Source organism: Pigmentiphaga daeguensis (assembly GCF_039523035.1).
Taxonomy (GTDB): Bacteria; Pseudomonadota; Gammaproteobacteria; order Burkholderiales; family Burkholderiaceae_B; genus Pigmentiphaga; species Pigmentiphaga daeguensis.
Genome location: NZ_BAAAEN010000016.1, coordinates 66,159 through 82,633, shown reverse-complemented (window position 1 = coordinate 82,633; position 16,475 = coordinate 66,159). Strand labels below are relative to the sequence as shown.

Annotated in this window: 12 protein-coding genes; 1 reads left to right on the top strand and 11 read right to left on the bottom strand. The window is 69.1% G+C overall.

Annotated features, from left to right (window positions below; all coding sequences use genetic code 11):
• Positions 1-5: 5 nt before the first annotated feature.
• The 5 genes from ABD104_RS19230 to ABD104_RS19210 form a co-directional block, all read right to left on the bottom strand.
• Positions 6-1,130, bottom strand: coding sequence for a cobalamin-independent methionine synthase II family protein (locus ABD104_RS19230; protein ID WP_132979590.1), 1,125 nt, complete (start codon positions 1,128-1,130; stop codon positions 6-8).
• Positions 1,131-1,157: 27 nt separating this feature from the next.
• Positions 1,158-1,628 carry a tRNA (cytidine(34)-2'-O)-methyltransferase gene (locus ABD104_RS19225; protein WP_087838644.1) on the bottom strand — a complete coding sequence of 157 codons (471 nt, stop codon included), beginning with the start codon at positions 1,626-1,628 and terminating at the stop codon, positions 1,158-1,160.
• 62 nt (positions 1,629-1,690) lie between these two features.
• Positions 1,691-4,033 (bottom strand): cytochrome P450/oxidoreductase, encoded by a 2,343-nt coding sequence (locus tag ABD104_RS19220; RefSeq protein WP_343928036.1) that lies wholly within the window; start codon positions 4,031-4,033, stop codon positions 1,691-1,693.
• Positions 4,034-4,123: 90 nt separating this feature from the next.
• Positions 4,124-4,963: an IclR family transcriptional regulator gene (locus ABD104_RS19215; protein WP_087838642.1), complete on the bottom strand. Its 840-nt coding sequence runs from the start codon at positions 4,961-4,963 to the stop codon at positions 4,124-4,126.
• 66 nt (positions 4,964-5,029) lie between these two features.
• Entirely contained in the window at positions 5,030-5,470 is a 441-nt protein-coding gene (locus tag ABD104_RS19210) for a MarR family winged helix-turn-helix transcriptional regulator (protein ID WP_087838641.1), read from the bottom strand.
• Between the two features lie 118 nt (positions 5,471-5,588).
• On the opposite strand from ABD104_RS19210, the gene ABD104_RS19205 reads away from it, so the two are divergent.
• The gene (locus ABD104_RS19205; protein ID WP_087838748.1) at positions 5,589-5,942 is read left to right on the top strand and encodes a DUF1428 domain-containing protein; all 354 of its coding nucleotides are present in this window, start codon (positions 5,589-5,591) and stop codon (positions 5,940-5,942) included.
• 14 nt (positions 5,943-5,956) lie between these two features.
• On the opposite strand, the gene aac(6') is transcribed toward ABD104_RS19205, so the two are convergent.
• From aac(6') to ABD104_RS19175, 6 genes are all read right to left on the bottom strand, one after another.
• Positions 5,957-6,427, bottom strand: coding sequence for an aminoglycoside 6'-N-acetyltransferase (gene aac(6'), locus ABD104_RS19200; RefSeq protein WP_087838640.1), 471 nt, complete (start codon positions 6,425-6,427; stop codon positions 5,957-5,959).
• Entirely contained in the window at positions 6,424-7,980 is a 1,557-nt protein-coding gene (locus ABD104_RS19195) for an efflux transporter outer membrane subunit (RefSeq protein WP_087838639.1), read from the bottom strand. The genes aac(6') and ABD104_RS19195 overlap by 4 nt, the downstream gene beginning before the upstream one ends.
• Positions 7,977-11,093 (bottom strand): multidrug efflux RND transporter permease subunit, encoded by a 3,117-nt coding sequence (locus ABD104_RS19190; RefSeq protein ID WP_132979593.1) that lies wholly within the window; start codon positions 11,091-11,093, stop codon positions 7,977-7,979. Before ABD104_RS19190 ends, ABD104_RS19195 begins: the two co-directional genes overlap by 4 nt.
• Positions 11,090-14,206: an MdtB/MuxB family multidrug efflux RND transporter permease subunit gene (locus ABD104_RS19185; RefSeq protein ID WP_087838637.1), complete on the bottom strand. Its 3,117-nt coding sequence runs from the start codon at positions 14,204-14,206 to the stop codon at positions 11,090-11,092. Before ABD104_RS19185 ends, ABD104_RS19190 begins: the two co-directional genes overlap by 4 nt.
• A complete protein-coding gene (locus tag ABD104_RS19180; protein ID WP_087838636.1) occupies positions 14,203-15,522 on the bottom strand; it encodes an MdtA/MuxA family multidrug efflux RND transporter periplasmic adaptor subunit in 1,320 nt (439 codons plus the stop codon). The genes ABD104_RS19185 and ABD104_RS19180 overlap by 4 nt, the downstream gene beginning before the upstream one ends.
• 139 nt (positions 15,523-15,661) lie before the next feature.
• Entirely contained in the window at positions 15,662-16,462 is an 801-nt protein-coding gene (locus ABD104_RS19175; RefSeq protein WP_140416858.1) for a ComFC family protein, read from the bottom strand.
• Positions 16,463-16,475: the final 13 nt, after the last annotated feature.

The window sequence follows — 16,475 nt, the reverse complement described above, 5'->3', positions numbered from 1 at the left end:
TCCGCCTATCGGGCGGCGCTGGCCCGGTCGGCGCCGTCGCGCAGCGCCGACAGCTTCATCCAGGTCACGGCCGGATCGATCTTGCCGTAGTTCGCGAAGGTGCCGAAGCCGCAATCGGTACTGGCCACCACCCGGTCTTCGCCCATGAACGAGACGTAGCGCTCCAGCCGCTGGCGGATCAGTTCCGGATGCTCGACGTAGTTCGAGCAGCTGTCGATCAGCCCGGGGGCTAGGATCTTGTTCTCGGGCCGGGCCGCGCGCCAGATTTCCCATTCGTGTTCATGGCGCGGGTTGGCGGCTTCGAACAGGATGGTGGCCGGCCGGGCCGCCAGGATCAGGTCGATGACCTTTTCCAGCGCGATGTCGCAGTGGTGGGGGCCTTCGTAGTTGCCCCAGCAGATGTGCATGCGCAGCTTCTCGGGCGGGATGTTGCTAGTGGCGGCGTTCAGGGCCTCGACGTTCTGCCATGCCCGCTTGATGAACTCGGCCTCGCTCAGGTTCTGGTAGCCGGTGTGGGCGGCCATGGCCAGGTCCGGGCAGTCCAGTTGCAGGTCGAAGCCCGCCGCCACGATGGCCTCGTATTCGGGGCGCATGGCCTCGACCAGGTCCGCCAGGTAGGCCTCGTGCGTCGGATAGTGCTTGTTGGGCTGGAACGCGGTCACCAGCCCCGGCGAGGCCGCGTTCATGAAGGCCCGACGGCCCTGGCCGTGGCGCTCGACGGCGGACTTGAAGCGGCGGATGTCGGCGTGGCAGGGCTCCATGGTGCGCAGCTTCACCGGACCGACGCAGGCGGCGCGCACGAACTCCTGGGAGCCCATGATGGCGGCAAGTTTCTTGCGCAGTTCGGGAAAGTCGGCCAGGTCCTTGGCGGGCTGCCGGTCGATGTGGCCGCCGAAGCCTTCCAGCCGTTCGGTGATGTAGGTGGCATAACCGACCTTGCCGAGTTCGCCGTCGCTCATGATGTCGACGCCGGCCTGGACCTGTTTCTGCACCGCGCCGTCGATGGCCGCTTGCACGGTCCGCTCGAACTGGTCGAGATCGACTTCCTGGCCATGGTCGCGCGCAAGCAGCAATTGCGCCAGTTCGTCGCCGCGGGGAAGACTGCCGACGTGGGTGGTCAGAATGGGCATCGCGTTCCTCCTTTTCGTATCCGTATCTTACAGGCCGCCTTCGTAGCCCGACTGCCGCCAGGCCTCGAACACCGCCACCGCGACGGAGTTGGACAGGTTCAGGCTGCGCTGGCCCGGTCGCATCGGCAGGCGCAGCCGCTGGGTCTCCGGAAAGCCGTCGCGGATGGCGGCGGGCAGTCCCGCCGTCTCGCTGCCGAACACGAAGGCGTCGCCGGGCTGGAAACGGACCGCGCCGAACAGCCGGGAGCCGCGCGTCGTGAAGGCGAACACGCGGTCCGCCGCCGCGCCGGTGGCGGCGATGGCGGCGGCGAAGTCGTCGTGCACCTGGACCTGGGCCCATTCGTGATAGTCCAGCCCCGCGCGCCGCAGCTTGGCGTCCTCGAGCTCGAAGCCCAGCGGGCGCACCAGGTGCAGCTGCACGCCGGTATTGGCGGCCAGGCGGATGGCGTTGCCGGTGTTGGGAGGGATTTCCGGGTGGACGAGGACGACGTGGAACACGGTGCGCAGTGGAGCGGGACTGGGTTGCGCCGATGGTACCGCATCCGGCTCCCCCAGGCGCGCTACAGCTCCAGCACCAGCTTGCCGCCACGCGCTCGCGAACAGCAGGTCATCATCCTGTCGTTCGCGTCGCGTTCGGCCTTGGTCAGCACCATGTCGCGATGGTCGACCTGGCCGGCCAGCACGCGCACCTCGCACGATCCGCACAGGCCTTCCTCGCAGTCGCTGGGCACGTCGATGTTGGCCGCGCGCAGCGAAGCCAGCACGGTGCGGTCGGCCGGGACCGTCACGGTGATGCCCGAGTCCTTCAGCTCGACCTCGAAGGCGTGCTCCCTGGCCGGGTCGAGCTGGGCGAGGTTGGACTCGAAATGCTCGATGCGCAGCGCGTCGTCGGGCCAGGCCGCGCAGTGCGCTTCCAGGGCTTGGAGCATGCGCTTGGGGCCGCAGGCGCAGATCTTCCAGCCTTCCCGGGGCTGGCCCAACAGCGCGGCCAGGTCGTTGCGCCGGCCTTCTTCCGAGACGTACACGTGCAGGCGCTCGCCATGCAGGGCGGCCAGTTCGTCCAGGAAGGCCATGCCGGCGCGACTGCGGCCGCTGTAGTGCAGTTCGTAGTCCATGCCCAGTTCGCGGGCGCGCCGGGCCATGGCGGCGATGGGCGTGATGCCGATGCCGCCGGCGACCAGGACCAGCTTGCGGGCCGTCTCGTCCATGCGGAAGTGGTTGCGCGGGCCGCGTATGCGCAGCTTGTCGCCCACGCGCACATTGCCGTGTATCCAGGACGATCCGCCGCGTCCCCCGGGTTCGTGCAGCACGGCGATCTCCAGCGCCGTCGCGTCGGCGGGGTCTCCGCACAGCGAGTACTGGCGCGAGCGTCCGGGTTCGCCGCATTCGACGTCGATGTGCGAACCGGGCGTCCAGCGCGGCAGCGCGCGGCCGTCGGGCGAGACCAGGCGCAGCTTGAGGACACCGTCGGCCACGGGCGTGGCGCTTTCCACCACCACGCTGCGCGCGATCGCGTGGCGCGAGGGCTCGCCTATGCGCACCGGCGCCTGGACCCGCAGCAGCGCGGCATTCCGCCGCTCGGGGTTCTGTGCCGGATCCCACTCCACCCACAGGTGCTCCGGCCCCCGGAACGAGGTGTTGGGCACATAGGTGAAGCGCTGGTCGGCCAGCCGCATGTGGGGCAGCCGGCGCGTGAGTTCCTGCAGGAATATCTGCATCTCCATGCGCGCGAGGTTCTTGCCCATGCACTGATGCGAGCCGTAGCCGAAGGTCAGGTGGTCGCTGGCGTTCTCGCGGCGGATGTCGAAGAAGTCGGCGTCGGCGAAGTGGCGCTCGTCGTGGTTGGCCGACGAGGTCACGATCAGCAGCTTCGAGCCGGCCGGGACGTCCATGCCCTCGATGCGCGTGTCGCGGGTGACCAGGCGGCGCCAGGCCGCGACCGAGCCATTGTGGCGCAGGCATTCCTCGACCGCGCTGGGGATCAGGCCGGGATCCTCGCAGATCTCGCGCCAGGCGTCGGGGTGCTGCAGCAGCAGCTTGATCGCGTTGGCCGTGGCGTTGGCGGTGGTTTCGTGGGCGGCGACGATGCCGGCCATCATCATCGAATGCAGATAGGAGTCGGTCACCACGTCGGGGTGCTCTTTCTGCTTGCGGATGCCGTAGCGCATCCAGCCGGGCTGGTCCGGCGCCTGGCGCATCTTTTCCAGCACCTTGCCGGCGTATTGCCAGAAGTTGCCGACGGCGTGGGCCACCGCCACCTGCTCCTCGGGCCTGGGCCGGCCCCAGGTGTTGACCGTGTGCGCGATGGAATACCGCCGCAGCGTGTCCATGTCTTCCTCGGGCACGCCCAGGAAATGCAGCGCCACGGTCAGCGGCACTTCCCACAGCATCTGGTCGACCAGGTCGGCGCGGCCGTCGTCGATGAAACGGTCCACGTACTCGCGCGCCAGCCGCCGCACCATGGGCTCGTGGTGCTTCAGGTGCTCGGGCGTGAAGGGCTCCATCAGGATGCGCCGGCGCGGCATGTGCGCCGGTTCGTCCTCGTTGACCAGCGTGCGGTTCATCGCATAGCCGTACTGTTCGAGCACCGCGTTGGCCTCGGGGCCGGTGGGGGTGATCTTCTCCAGCGCGATCGAGGGGCTGAAGGTGATGTTGTCGCGGAAGATGGCCTTGATGGCCTCGTAGCGCGTGACCACCCAGTAGCCCAGCCGGGGACTGTAGAAAATGGGTTCCTGCTCGCGCGCCCAGCGTACGTACTCGGGCGGATCCTGCTGGTAGCCGTCCTCGAAGGGGTCGAACTCGGCCGCGCGCGCGCTGACGGGGCAGCCGGTGGGGCCGACGCCGGCGGGCGCGGCATCATGGTGGATCGGGCAGCCTGCGGCCCGGGTCGAGGGTGCGGCCATGGCATGTCTCCTGTTGCCGGATCCCGGGAAGGGGATCAATTTGCGTAATTATTGTACGCAATGCGTAAAAAAGAGAACTGCCGATTACACCTAGATACCGTAGCCCAGCCGCTTGCTGACGGCGTCGGCCGCTTCGCGGACCCACCGGGCGACCTCCCCGCCCGGTTCCGGATCGAAGGCGCCGGTCGGGCCCAGCGCCGTGATGACCACGGTGACGGCACCGTCGGCGTTGAACACGGGGGCCGCCACCGCGCTGATGCCGTTCAGCATCACGTCGCGCACGGGGGCGCAGCCCATGGCGCGGACGGCGGCGAACAGGCGGTCGGCGGCCTCGCGGTCGGGAACCTGGCGGCGGTGCTCGGGCGTGGCGCCGGCCAGTTCGCCCGCGACCAGCGCGTCGAGCACCGCCGACCGCGCAAAGGCGCCGAAGGCCCGCCCGGTGGCCGACCACAGCACCGGCATGACCGAGCCGACACGCACATTCACCGCCACCGGCTGGACCGGCTCGCTCCAGCGGACGATGGTCGGGCCGGCGTTGCCCAGCACCGAGACGAAGCAGGACAGGTTGTGCGATTCGCCCAGCCGCGCCAGTTCGGCGGCGGCCAGCGTCAGGGCGTCCGACTGCCGCATGGCGGCCAGCCCGATGGCCAGCGATTCGGGGCCCAGCACGTAACGCGAGGTGGCCGGGTCCTGGATGACGAACCCGGCCTCGACCAGGCTGGCCAGGTAGCGGTGGACCTTGGCCGGGCTTTCCCCCAGCCGGCCCGCCAGCGCGGTCAGCGGCGCGGCGCCCCCCATGGCGGCCAGGGTCTTGAGCACCGCCATGCCGGTGCCGGCCGACTGCACCTTGCTGCGGCGGGAGGCGGCCCTGGCGGGCGCGGTATCGGCAGGGGACGAAAGGGGCGTGGCGGTGTCGCGCTTGCTGGGCATGGGATGGGGAAGAGAAAGGGATGCGCGCTATGTTACGCAAAAGGCGGTTGCGCGCCTTGTCCCGTATCAGGACAGCGCCGCCAGGCCCGCCCGCAGCGCGGCGGCCGGGTGCTCGCCCAGGTCGGCGTCGATTCCAGCATGGGTGGCGCGCCAGATGGGCAGTGCTCGCGCCAGGGCCGCATGTCCCTTTTCGGTCAGGACCAGCAGGCGGCTGCGGCGGTCGCCGGGGTCCACGTCCACCCGCACCAGTCCCTCGCGCTCCAGCGGCTTCAGGGCGGCGGTCAGTGTCGTCCTGTCCATGGCCAGCAATTGGGCCACGGGCGCCATGGGGGGAGGCTCGGGCCGGTTCAGCGACATCAGCAGCGAGAATTGCCCATTGGTCAGGCCCGCCGGCCGCAGGGCATCGTCGAAGCGCTTGGCCAGCGCCCGCGCCGCGCGCTGCACGTGCAGGCACAGGCAGGTGTCGCGCACTTCCTGCGTGGTGTCGAACGGAATTTTCTTTGACATGATGAGGCTATTATGTTGATATCAACATAAATGTCAAATTGGCGAGGCATGATCGCCAACGAAGACCGGTTCGCCGCGGGGCGGACCGCCACACCCGCAAAGGAGATCGACGATGGCGATGAAATACGTGGAGGGTTTCCTCGTGGCCGTGCCGGCCGCCAACAAGGAGCAGTACATCAAGCACGCCGCCGACGCGGCGCCGCTGTTCAAGGAATTCGGCGTCACGCGCATGGTCGAGTGCTGGGGCGACGACGTGCCCGACGGCAAGCTGACCGATTTCCGCCGGGCCGTGCAGGCCAAGGAAGACGAAGTGGTCGTCTTCAGCTGGTTCGAGTATCCGTCCAAGGAAGTACGGGATGCCGCCAACCAGAAGATGATGTCCGACCCACGCATGAAGAGCATGGGCGAAACCATGCCTTTCGACGGCAAGCGCATGATATTCGGCGGCTTTGTTCCCGTCGTGGACGTCTGACGGGCGGGCGGCGTCTAGCCGCGTTCGGCCAAGGCCTTGCGGAAGTACACGACCCTCTCGGTTTCCTCGAAGCCCAGGGCCCGGTGCATGTGCTGCGAGCCAACGGCGTCGGCGGCCGCGTCCGAGGCGAACTCGGTGCAGCCCAGCGACCGCGCCCAGGCCTCGGCCGCCGCGCACAGGCGCCGCGCGACACCCTGGCGTCGCGCGGCCGGGTCCACGTAAATGCCTTCCAGGAAACCCACGGGCGAGGTCTCGCAGCCGTTCACGTAGTCCCGCCGCAGCGACGCCTCGGCCAGGCCGATAGCCCGGCCGGCGGCGTCGCGCGCGATCCAGGCCGCCTCGGCGTCGGGTGGGCCGTCCAGGATGCCGCGCACCTGCTCGGTCTTGGCCATCGTGCCTTCGCCGGGCCAGAGGGCGTCGCGCAGGGTGGCCCAATCGGCGACGTCGGCGGGGCCGCAGCGCCCGATGGTGTGGCCGTCCGTCATTGCGTGGCCGTATCGGCCTTGGCGCCGTCCTGCTTCGAAGCCAGGGCGTCGGCGTGCCAGCCGCCGCCCAGCGCTGCGATCAGGTTCACGCTGGCGGTCAGGCGATTGCCCAGCAATGACAGCGCGGTGCGTTCGTTGCTGAGCGCCGAGGTCTGCACCGTGACCACGCTCAGGTAGTCGATCAGGCCGGACTCGAACTGGTTGGTGGTGAGCCGCAGCGATTCGCGCGCCGCATCCAGGGCACGCTGTTGCACGGCCTGCTCTTCCTCCATCACGCGCAGTTGCGACAGATAGTTCTCCACCTCACCCAGCGCGGACAGCACAGTCTGCCGGTAGGCGGCCACCTGCTGGTCGTAAGTGGCTTCGGCCTGGCGGGTCTGCGCGCGGCGCAGGCCGGCGTCGAACAGCGGCGCGGCCAGCGAAGGGCCAAGAGACCAGAAGCGCGCCGGCGCGGTCAGCCAGTCCGAGAACTGCGAACTGCGATAACCCAGCGAGGCCGACAGCGTCAACGACGGGAAGTAGGCCGCCTTGGCGACGCCGATGCGGGCATTGGCCGCCTGGACCTGGCGTTCGGCCGCGGCGATGTCGGGCCGGCGTTCCAGCAGCTCCGAGGGCAGGCCCACCGGGATGGCGGGCAGCATGGCCCGGAATTCCGTGGGCGCCAGGCTGAACTCGGACGGCGGCTGGCCGGCCAGGATGGCGATGGCGTGCTCGAGCTGGGCGCGCTGCCAGCGCAGGTCCACGGCCTGGGCCCGCGTCGATTCCAGCTGGGTGCGCGCCTGGGCGATCTCGGCCTTGGCCGAGACGCCCACCGCATAGCGGTTCTCGTTCAGGCGCAGCGAGCGTTCATAGACCTTGATGGTGGTTTCCAGCAGGCGCTGTTGCTCGTCCATGATGCGCAACTGGAAGTAATTGCGCGCCAGTTCGGCCTGTGCGCTCAGGTGGGCATTGGCCAGGTTGGCCGCGCTGGCCTGGGCGCTGGCGGTGTCGGCCTCGATGCTGCGGCGGATGCGGCCCCACAGGTCGGCTTCCCAGCTGGCCGTGGCGCTCATGCTGTATTGGTTGCGGATGCTTTGCGAGCCGCCCTGGCTGATGACGACGCCGCTGCTGTTGGTGGTGGTGCTGCTGCTGGTGCCGGTACCGCTGCGCGTGGCCGAGGCGCTGCCGCTCAGCGTGGGGAACTGCCCGGCGCGCGTGGCCTGCACGGTGGCCAGCGCCTGCCGGTACTGCGCCTCGGCCTGGGCGATGGTCTGGTTGGCGGTCTCGACCTGCGCCATCAGGCGCGACAGCTCGGGGTCGCCGAAGACCTCCCACCACGGGCCGCGGCGGACGTCGTCGCGAGGCTCGGCGGCCTTCCAGCCGGCGGCTTCCTTGAACTGGACGCCGCTGTTCACGGTCGGCCGCACGTAATCGGGCCCCATGGCGCATCCGGCCAGCAGGGCGGCCAGCGCGGCGCAGACGGCCAGGCGCGCGCCGCCGGTCCGCGGCGGGCGGTCATCGGAAAGCGGCGAAGGGCGGGGCGTGCCCGCCACGGCGGGCCACGTCTTGGTCATAGATTGTCTCCGGGTAGCGCAAGGCCCGCCGATCGCGGCCGGCCCCAGCGCCGTTGCGCCCGCCAGTGCAGGCGGTCGAGATACAGGTAGACCACCGGGGTGGTGAACAGCGTCAGCAACTGGCTGACGACCAGCCCGCCGACGATGGTGATGCCCAGCGGCTGGCGCAGCTCGGCGCCGGCGCCCGTGCTGATCACCAGCGGTACGGCGCCCAGGATGGCCGCCATGGTGGTCATCAGGATGGGACGAAAGCGCATCAGGCAGGCTTCGTGGATGGCCTCGCGCGAACTCAGCCCGCGCCGCCGCTCCGCATCCAGCGCGAAGTCCACCATCATGATGGCGTTCTTCTTGACGATGCCGATCAGCAGGAACACCCCGATCAGGGCGATCAGCGAGAACTCCCGGCCCAGCATCATCAGCGCCAGCAGGGCCCCCAGCCCGGCCGAGGGCAGGGTGGACAGGATGGTCAGCGGATGGATGTAGCTTTCGTACAGCATGCCCAGCACCAGGTACATGGTGACCAGCGCGGCCAGGATCAGCCAGGGCTGGGCGCTCAGCGACGATTGCAGCGCCTTGGCGCTGCCGGCGAAGCCCGCCTGGATCTCGGTGGTGGGCAGACTGATGCGGGCGACTGCCTCGTTGACCGCGCGCGTGGCCTGTTCCAGCGATACGCCCGGGGCCAGGTTGAAGGAGACGGTGTCGGCGGCGAACTGGCTCTCGTGCGAGACGCTCAGCGGCGCGTTCGTGGTGCGCCACTTCGCGAAGGCCGACAGCGGCACCCGCGCGCCGGTCGAGGTGACGACGGTGACCTGCTGCAGCGCGTCCGCGTTCTGCGCGAAGCGCTGGTCCACCTCCATGACCACCCGGTACTGGTTGAGCGGGTTGTAGATGACCGAGACCTGCCGCTGGCTGAACGAGTTGTTCAGCACCGCGGCGATCATCGACATGTTCACCCCCAGCCGCGTCGCGGTCTCGCGGTCGATCTCCAGCGAGATCTGCCGCCCCTTGTCCTCGACGTCCACGTCGACGTCGGCCAGCTCGGGCAGCGCGGCCAGCGCGCGCGTCACGCGCGGCATCCAGGTGCGCAGCGCCGACAGCTCCGAGGCCTTCAGCGAATACTGATAGCTGGAGTTGGACATGCGGGCCCCGATGCGTATGTCCTGGTTGGGCATCAGGAACATGCGCGCGCCGGGCACGTTGCCCAGCCTGCCCCGCAGCCGGTTCATCACCTCGTCCACCGATACCTTGCGCTCGGCCAGCGGCTTGAGCTGGATCATCATGAAGCTGGTGTTGCTGCCGCCGCGTCCGCCGCTGTAGCCGACCATGCTCTCGACCGCCGGATCGGCCAGCACCACCTTGCGGAAGTATTCCAGCTTGGGACGCATGGCCTGGAAGGACGTGCCCTGGTCGGCGCGGATGAAGCCCATCAGCTGGCCCGTGTCCTGCTGGGGGAAGAAGCCCTTGGGCACCTTGACGTACAGGTAGACATTGAGCCCGATTACCACGCCCAGCACGATCAGGGTCAGCAGCGAATGGCGCAGCACCCAGTGCAGCGCCCGGCCGTAGCCCCGCGTCATGCCGGCGAAGCCGGCTTCCATCAGGCGGGAGATCCGCCCCGGGGGCCGCTGCTCGCGCACCGGGCGCAGCATGCGGGCGCACATCATGGGCGTCAGGGTGACGGACACGATCAGCGACATCAGGATGGCGGCGGACAGCGTGACCGAGAATTCGCGGAACAGCCGGCCGACGATGTCGCCCATCAGCAGGATGGGGATGAATACCGCGATCAGCGACAGGCTCATCGACAGCACCGTGAAGCCGACCTCGCGCGAGCCCACGAGGGCCGCCCGCAGCGGCGACATGCCGGCCTCCAGGTGCCGCGAGATGTTCTCCAGCACGACGATGGCGTCGTCCACCACGAAACCGGTGGCGACGATCAGTGCCATCAGCGACATGGTGTTGAGCGAGTAGCCGCACAGGTACATCACGGCGAAGGTGGCGATGAGCGAGACCGGCACCGCCACGCTGGGGATGATGGCGGCGCGGACGTTGCGCAGGAACAGCAGCACCACCAGGATGACCAGGATGACGGCGATGATGAGCGTGTGCTCGGCCTCGGCCAGCGAGGCGCGGATGCTGGGCGTGCGGTCCTGCGCCACGGTCAGCGCCACGTCGCCCGGCAGCAGCGCCCGCATCTGCGGCAGCGCTTCGCGGATGCGGTCCACCGTCTCGATGATGTTGGCGTCGGCCTGGCGCCCCACCACCAGCAGGATGGCCGGGCTGTTGTTCAGGAAGCCCATGTTGAAGAGGTCTTCCACCGAATCCTCGACGCGCGCCACGTCGCTCAGCATCACGGGCGAGCCGTTGCGGTAGGCCACGATCAGCCCGCGATACTCGCGCGCCTTGCGCAACTGGTCGTTGGTGGCGACCTGCCAGCTCGTCTCGTCGTTCTCGAGCACGCCTTTCGGGCCGCGCGCGTTGGCGTTGTTCAGCGCGGTGCGCACTTCGTCCAGCGCGATGCCGTACTGGTTGAGCGCGGTGGGGTTCAGTTCCACCCGCACCGCGGGAAGCGAACTGCCGCCCACCTGGACGTCGCTGACACCCTTGATCTGCGCGATGCGCTGCGCCAGGATGGTCGAGCCCACGTCGTAGAGCTGGCCCTGGTCCAGCGTGGGCGAGGTCAGCGCCAGCACCATGATGGGCGCCGAGGCAGGGTTGCGCTTGGTGTAGGTCGGATTGCTGCGCAGCGCGCTGGGCAGCATGGTGCGCGCCGCGTTGATGGCGCCCTGCACGTCGCGCGCAGCGCCGTCGATGTCGCGGCTCAGGTCGAATTGCAGCGTGATGCTGGCCGAGCCCTGGGTGCTGCGCGAGGTCATCTCGCTGATCCCGGCGATGCTGCCCAGCGCGCGCTCCAGGGGCGTGGCGACGCTGGAGGCCATGGTCTCGGGGCTGGCGCCGGGCAGGCTGGCGCGCACCGATATCGTGGGGAAGTCCACTTGCGGCAAGGGCGCGACCGGCAGCTTGACGAAGGCCAGGGCGCCGGCCAGCACCACGGCGATGGCCAGCAGCACCGTGGCCACCGGCCGCATGATGAACGGCGCGGAGATGTTCATGGCGTGCCGCCCGGCTGGCCCAGCGAGGCCGTGCGCCGTTCGCGCCTGCGGTTCATCGCGTGGCCCAGGCGGTCGAACATCAGGTAGATGACCGGCGTCGTGAACAGCGTCAGCAACTGACTGAACAGCAGGCCGCCCACCATCACGATGCCCAGCGGCTGGCGCAGCTCGGCGCCGCTACCGGTACTGAGCATCAGCGGCACGGCGCCGAACAGCGCGGCGCAGGTCGTCATCAGGATGGGCCGGAAGCGCAGCAGCGCGGCCTGGTGGATGGCGTCGCGCGGCGCCATGCCCTGCTTGCGCTCGGCCTCGAGCGCGAAGTCGATCATCATGATGGCATTCTTCTTCACGATGCCGATCAACAGGATGATCCCGATGATGCCGATCATGTCGAGATCGCTGCCCGCGATCATCAGCGCCAGCAGCGCGCCCACCCCGGCCGAAGGCAGGGTGGACAGGATGGTGATGGGGTGGATGTAGCTTTCGTACAGCACGCCCAGCACAATGTACATCGTGGCGATGGCCGCCAGGATCAGCAGCAGCGTGCTGTTCAGCGAGGCCTGGAAGGCCTGGGCCGCGCCCTGGAAGCTGGTCTGGATGCCGAGCGGCATGCCGATCTCGTGCTCGGCCTGCAGGATGGCGTCCACCGCGCCGCTGAGCGAGGCGCCATGGGCCAGGTTGAACGAGACCGTGGCCGAGGGGAACTGGCCCAGGTGGCTGATCGACAGCGCCGTCGTCCGTTCGGATACCTGCACGATGTTGGTCAGCGGCACCTGCTTGCCGTCGGCGGTCGCCACGTAGATCTGTGACAGCGACGACGGGTCCTGGCGGAACTGCGGCGCCGCTTCCAGCACCACGCGGTACTGGTTGGCCTGGGTGAAGATGGTCGATATCAGCCGCTGGCCCAGCGCGTCGTACAACGCGTTGTTGATGTCGGCCGCGGTCACGCCCAGCCGCGAGGCGGCATTGCGGTCGATCTCGACGTAGGTCTGCAGGCCGCGGTCCTGCAGGTCGTGGGTGACGTCGGCCAGCTGCGGCAACTGCCTGAGCCGGTCGACCAGCTTGCGGGTCCAGGTGCCCAGGGTGTCCAGGTCGGGGTCCTGCAGCGTGAACTGGTACTGGGTGCGGCTGACGCTGTCCTCGATGGTCAGGTCCTGCACCGGTTGCATGTACAGCCGCAGGTCCTCGAGCTTGTCCAGTTGCGGCTGCAGGCGGGCGATCACCTGCGCCGCCGACGCGCTGCGTTCGGCATGGGGCTTCAGGTTGATCTGCAGGCGGCCGGTGTTGAGCGTGGCGTTGGTGCCGTCCACGCCGATGAAGGACGACAGGCTGGCCACGTCGGGGTCGCGCAGGATGATGTCGGCCGCGGCCTGCTGGCGCCGCGCCATGGCGGCGAAGGATACCGACGGCGAGCTTTCGCTGATGGCCTGGATGACGCCCGTGTCCTGCTGGGGAAAGAAGCCCTTGGGGATGACGGCGTACAGCAGCACCGTCAGCAGCAGCGTGCCCAGCGCGACCAGCAGCGTCAGCGGCTGGTGCGACAGCACCCAGCGCAGCATGCGGTCGTAGCCGGCGATGATGCGGTCGAACCATTCGCCGCTCTTGCGGTAGAACCGGCCCTGTTCCTCGTCGGGTATGTGCCGCAGGTACTTCGAGCACATCATGGGAGTCAGGCTGAGCGAGACCACCAGCGAGATCAGGATGGAGACCGCCAGCGTGATGGCGAACTCGCGGAACAGCCGGCCGATCACGTCGCCCATGAACAGCAGCGGGATCAGCACGGCGATCAGCGAGAACGTGAGCGAGATCAGCGTGAAGCCGATCTGCGCCGCGCCCTTCAGGGCCGCCTGCACCGGCGTCTCGCCCTGCTCCAGATAGCGGGCGATGTTCTCGATCATGACGATGGCGTCGTCCACCACGAAGCCGGTGGCTATGGTCAGCGCCATCAGCGTGAGGTTGTTGATGCTGAAACCGGCCAGGTACATGACGCCGAAGGTGCCGATCAGCGACAACGGCACGACCACGCTCGGGATGATGGTGGCCGTGAGGTTGCGCAGGAACACGAAGGTGACCATGACCACCAGCGCGACCGCCAGCATCAGCTCGAACTGCACGTCCTTCACGGACGAGCGGATGGATTCGGTGCGGTCCGACAGCACGGCCACGTCCAGCGTGCTGGGTAGGGCCGCCTGCAGGTCGGGCAGCAGCTTGCGGATGTTGTCCACCACCTGGATCACGTTGGCCCCGGGTTGGCGCTGCACGTTCAGCAGGATGGCGGGCTGGCCGCCGGCCCAGGCGGCCTGGCGGGTGTTCTCGGCGTCGCGCTCGATCTCGGCCACGTCCGACAGCCGCACCGGCGCGTTGTTGGCGTAGGCGATGATCAGGTCGCGGTACTGCTCGATGGTCTTCAACTGGTCGTTGGCGTCGAGCGTGGTGGCGCGCGTGGGACCGTCGAAGTTGCCCTTGGGCTGGTTGACGTTGGCGCCGGTGATGGCGGTGCGGATATTGCCGAGGTTTAGCCCCACCGAGGCCAGGGCGCGCGGATTCGCGCGGATGCGCACGGCCGGGCGTTGGCCGCCGGCGATGCTGACCAGGCCCACGCCCGATACCTGCGAAATCTTCTGCGCCATGCGCGTGTCCACCAGGTCGCGCACCTGGTAGAGCGGCAGCGTGGGCGAGCTGATCGCCAGCGTCAGGACCGGCGTGTCGGCGGGATTGACCTTGTTGTAGATGGGCGGCGCGGGCAGGTCGTTGGGCAGCAGGTTCGAGCCGGCGTTGATGGCGGCCTGGACCTCTTGCTCGGCCACGTCCAGCGGCAGGTCGAGGTTGAACTTCAGGGTGATGACCGAGGCGCCGCCCGAACTGATGGACGACATCTGGTTCAGGCCCGGCATCTGGCCGAACTGGCGCTCCAGCGGAGCCGTCACCAGCGAGGTCATGACGTCGGGGCTGGCGCCGGGATATTGCGTGACCACCTGGATGGTGGGGTAGTCGACCTCGGGCAGGGCCGAGACCGGCAGCATCTTGTAGGCGATCAGCCCCGACAGCAGGATCGCCACCATCGCCAGCGACGTGGCGATGGGGCGCAGGATGAACAGCCGCGACGGATTCATGGCGCGGCGCGTCCGTTGCCTCGGCGGCGCGCGCCCTGGCCGGCGCCGCGCTGCAACTGCGAGCCGGCGGCCTCGGGAACGGCCTCGCTGCCTGTCACGACCTGGACCTGGGCGCCGTCGCGCAGGCGGTCCACGCCCTCGACCACGATGCGGTCACCGGGCTTGAGCCCCTCCTGCACCGACACGCGCTCGCCATCGCTCGGGCCGAGCTTGATCACGCGCAGCGACACGGTGTTGTCGTCGTTGACGACGTAGACGAAGGTGCCCGGCGTGCCCCGCTGCACCGCCCCCGCGGGAATGACCGTGGCGCCGGCCAGCGTGCGCACGTGCAGCCGGGCGTTGACGAACTGGTTCGGGAACAGGCTTTCGTCCTTGTTCTCGAAGCGGGCCTTGAGCTTGACCGTGCCGGTGGTCGTGTCGATCTGGTTGTCCACCGTGGTCAGCACGCCGTCGGCGATGTGGCGCACGTCGGCCCGGTCGTAGGCCTGGACGGCCAGCGTCTTGCCCGCGCGCAACTGGGCCAGCACGTCGGGCAGGTCGGCCTCGGCGATGGTGAACAGCAGGGAAATGGGCTGGGTCTGGGTGATGATGACCAGGCCGTTGGTGTCGCTGCTGCGCACGAGGTTGCCCAGGTCGACCTGGCGCAGGCCCAGGCGGCCGGAGATCGGGGCCACCACGCGGGTGTAGTCCAGCTGCAGCTTGGCGTTGTCCACCGCGGCCTGGTTGGTCTTGAGCGTGCCTTCGTACTGGCGCACCAGGGCCACCTGGGTATCCACCTGCTGGCGCGCGATCGAATCCTGCGCGTACAGGGTCTGGTAGCGTTCGAGGTCGCGCCGCGCGTTGTCGAGCTGCGCGCGGTTCTGTTCCAGCGTGCCCTGGGCCTGGGCCAGCGCCACCTGGTAGGGGCGCGGGTCGATCTGCACCAGCAGGTCGCCGGCCTTGACGAGCTGGCCTTCCTGGAAAAGGATCTTCTGCAGCTCGCCGTCGACCTTGCTGCGCACGGTGGCCGTGTTGTATGCGGTAACCGTGCCCAGCGCCTTCAGATAGACCTTCATGTCCTCGGCTCGGGCGGGCGAGACCCGGACCGGCGTGGCCGCCTGGAAGCCGCCGGGGCCGCCCGGGCCGCCGGGTCCGCGCGGTGCGCCGGCCCCCGGCTTGCCCGCGTCGGGCGCCGCCTGCTGGCGCGCATGCCACCACCAGTATCCGCCGCCGGCCAGGGCGACCACGACCGCCAGCCAGAGCCAGCGCAGTTTTTTCTTGCCGTTCGACGTGGAAGAAGACGGAGCCCGTTCGGGCTGAGGGGGAATATCGGCCATGGAGTTCCAGAAAAGGCTTGCCTGATTCGCGCCGCGAGGAAAATGCCCCGGATCGCGGCGCCCTCTAAGGTATTCCAGTTGCGCCGCAATGTGTTGACAAGAAGCCCGGGTTTGAAATCGATCGAAATCGTTTGTTGCCTCAGTCCCGACATTCTGCCCGTGGCCTTGCGCGCGAACCGGCTGGGAATTGCCCTGGGGTGCGCGCGACGGCCAATGCGACCACCGAGGCGGCCCCGGCCATCCGCAGCGCGGCCGCCGCCGCATGCAGGGTGCTGCCCGTGGTCATGACGTCGTCCACCAGGCCGATGCGCAGCCCGCCGGCCCGGGGAGCGCAAGCATACAGTCCCCGCACCGCCTCGCGCCTGCCCAGGCGCCCCAGGCCGCTCTGCTTGGCCTGTTCGCGGCTGCGGCGCAGCAGGTCGTGCCGCACCGGCAGCGCCAGGTCGCGGCCCAGGGCGCGGGCGATCTCGGCGGCGGGGTTGAAGCCGCGCCGCCGCAGCGAGGCGTAGGACGACGGAATGGGAACCAATACGGTCCCGGGCTCCAGGGGTCGAGCCTGGTGGCGCACCGCTTCGGCCAGGAGGTTGCCCAGCAGGTCGGCCCGGCCATAGCGGCGGCCGTTCTTCAGTTGCAGCACCAGGGCGTCGGCCGGCGGCGCATAGTCGAAGGCGATGATGGTGCGGGTGAACGCCGGAACCTGGCCCGCGCAGTCGGGGCAGGCGGTGTCGTGCTCCGGCAGGGGCAGCGCGCACCGGGCGCAGCGCCACGGCAGGCCCAGCCCCGGCGAGGTGCGGGCGGTCCAGCAGACGGCGTCTTCGCAGGCGGCGCACAGCATGCCGCCCCGGCTGCGGCCGGCGCACAGCGGGCAGTCGGACGGCACGAGCGCCCGCAGGCGCGCCGCCAGGTGCCGCCAGCGCGGCATGGGAAAGGGTCCGGGCATGAAAAATCTGTCG

Coding starts and splice junctions, on each gene's coding strand:
- ABD104_RS19195 (WP_087838639.1), bottom strand. CDS start 7,980: ATGACCAAGACGTGGCCCGCCGTGGCGGGCACGCCCCGCCCTTCGCCG.
- ABD104_RS19215 (WP_087838642.1), bottom strand. CDS start 4,963: ATGCCCAGCAAGCGCGACACCGCCACGCCCCTTTCGTCCCCTGCCGAT.
- ABD104_RS19185 (WP_087838637.1), bottom strand. CDS start 14,206: ATGAATCCGTCGCGGCTGTTCATCCTGCGCCCCATCGCCACGTCGCTG.
- ABD104_RS19175 (WP_140416858.1), bottom strand. CDS start 16,462: ATGCCCGGACCCTTTCCCATGCCGCGCTGGCGGCACCTGGCGGCGCGC.
- ABD104_RS19190 (WP_132979593.1), bottom strand. CDS start 11,093: ATGAACATCTCCGCGCCGTTCATCATGCGGCCGGTGGCCACGGTGCTG.
- ABD104_RS19180 (WP_087838636.1), bottom strand. CDS start 15,522: ATGGCCGATATTCCCCCTCAGCCCGAACGGGCTCCGTCTTCTTCCACG.
- ABD104_RS19220 (WP_343928036.1), bottom strand. CDS start 4,033: ATGGCCGCACCCTCGACCCGGGCCGCAGGCTGCCCGATCCACCATGAT.
- ABD104_RS19205 (WP_087838748.1), top strand. CDS start 5,589: ATGAAATACGTGGAGGGTTTCCTCGTGGCCGTGCCGGCCGCCAACAAG.
- ABD104_RS19210 (WP_087838641.1), bottom strand. CDS start 5,470: ATGTCAAAGAAAATTCCGTTCGACACCACGCAGGAAGTGCGCGACACC.
- ABD104_RS19230 (WP_132979590.1), bottom strand. CDS start 1,130: ATGCCCATTCTGACCACCCACGTCGGCAGTCTTCCCCGCGGCGACGAA.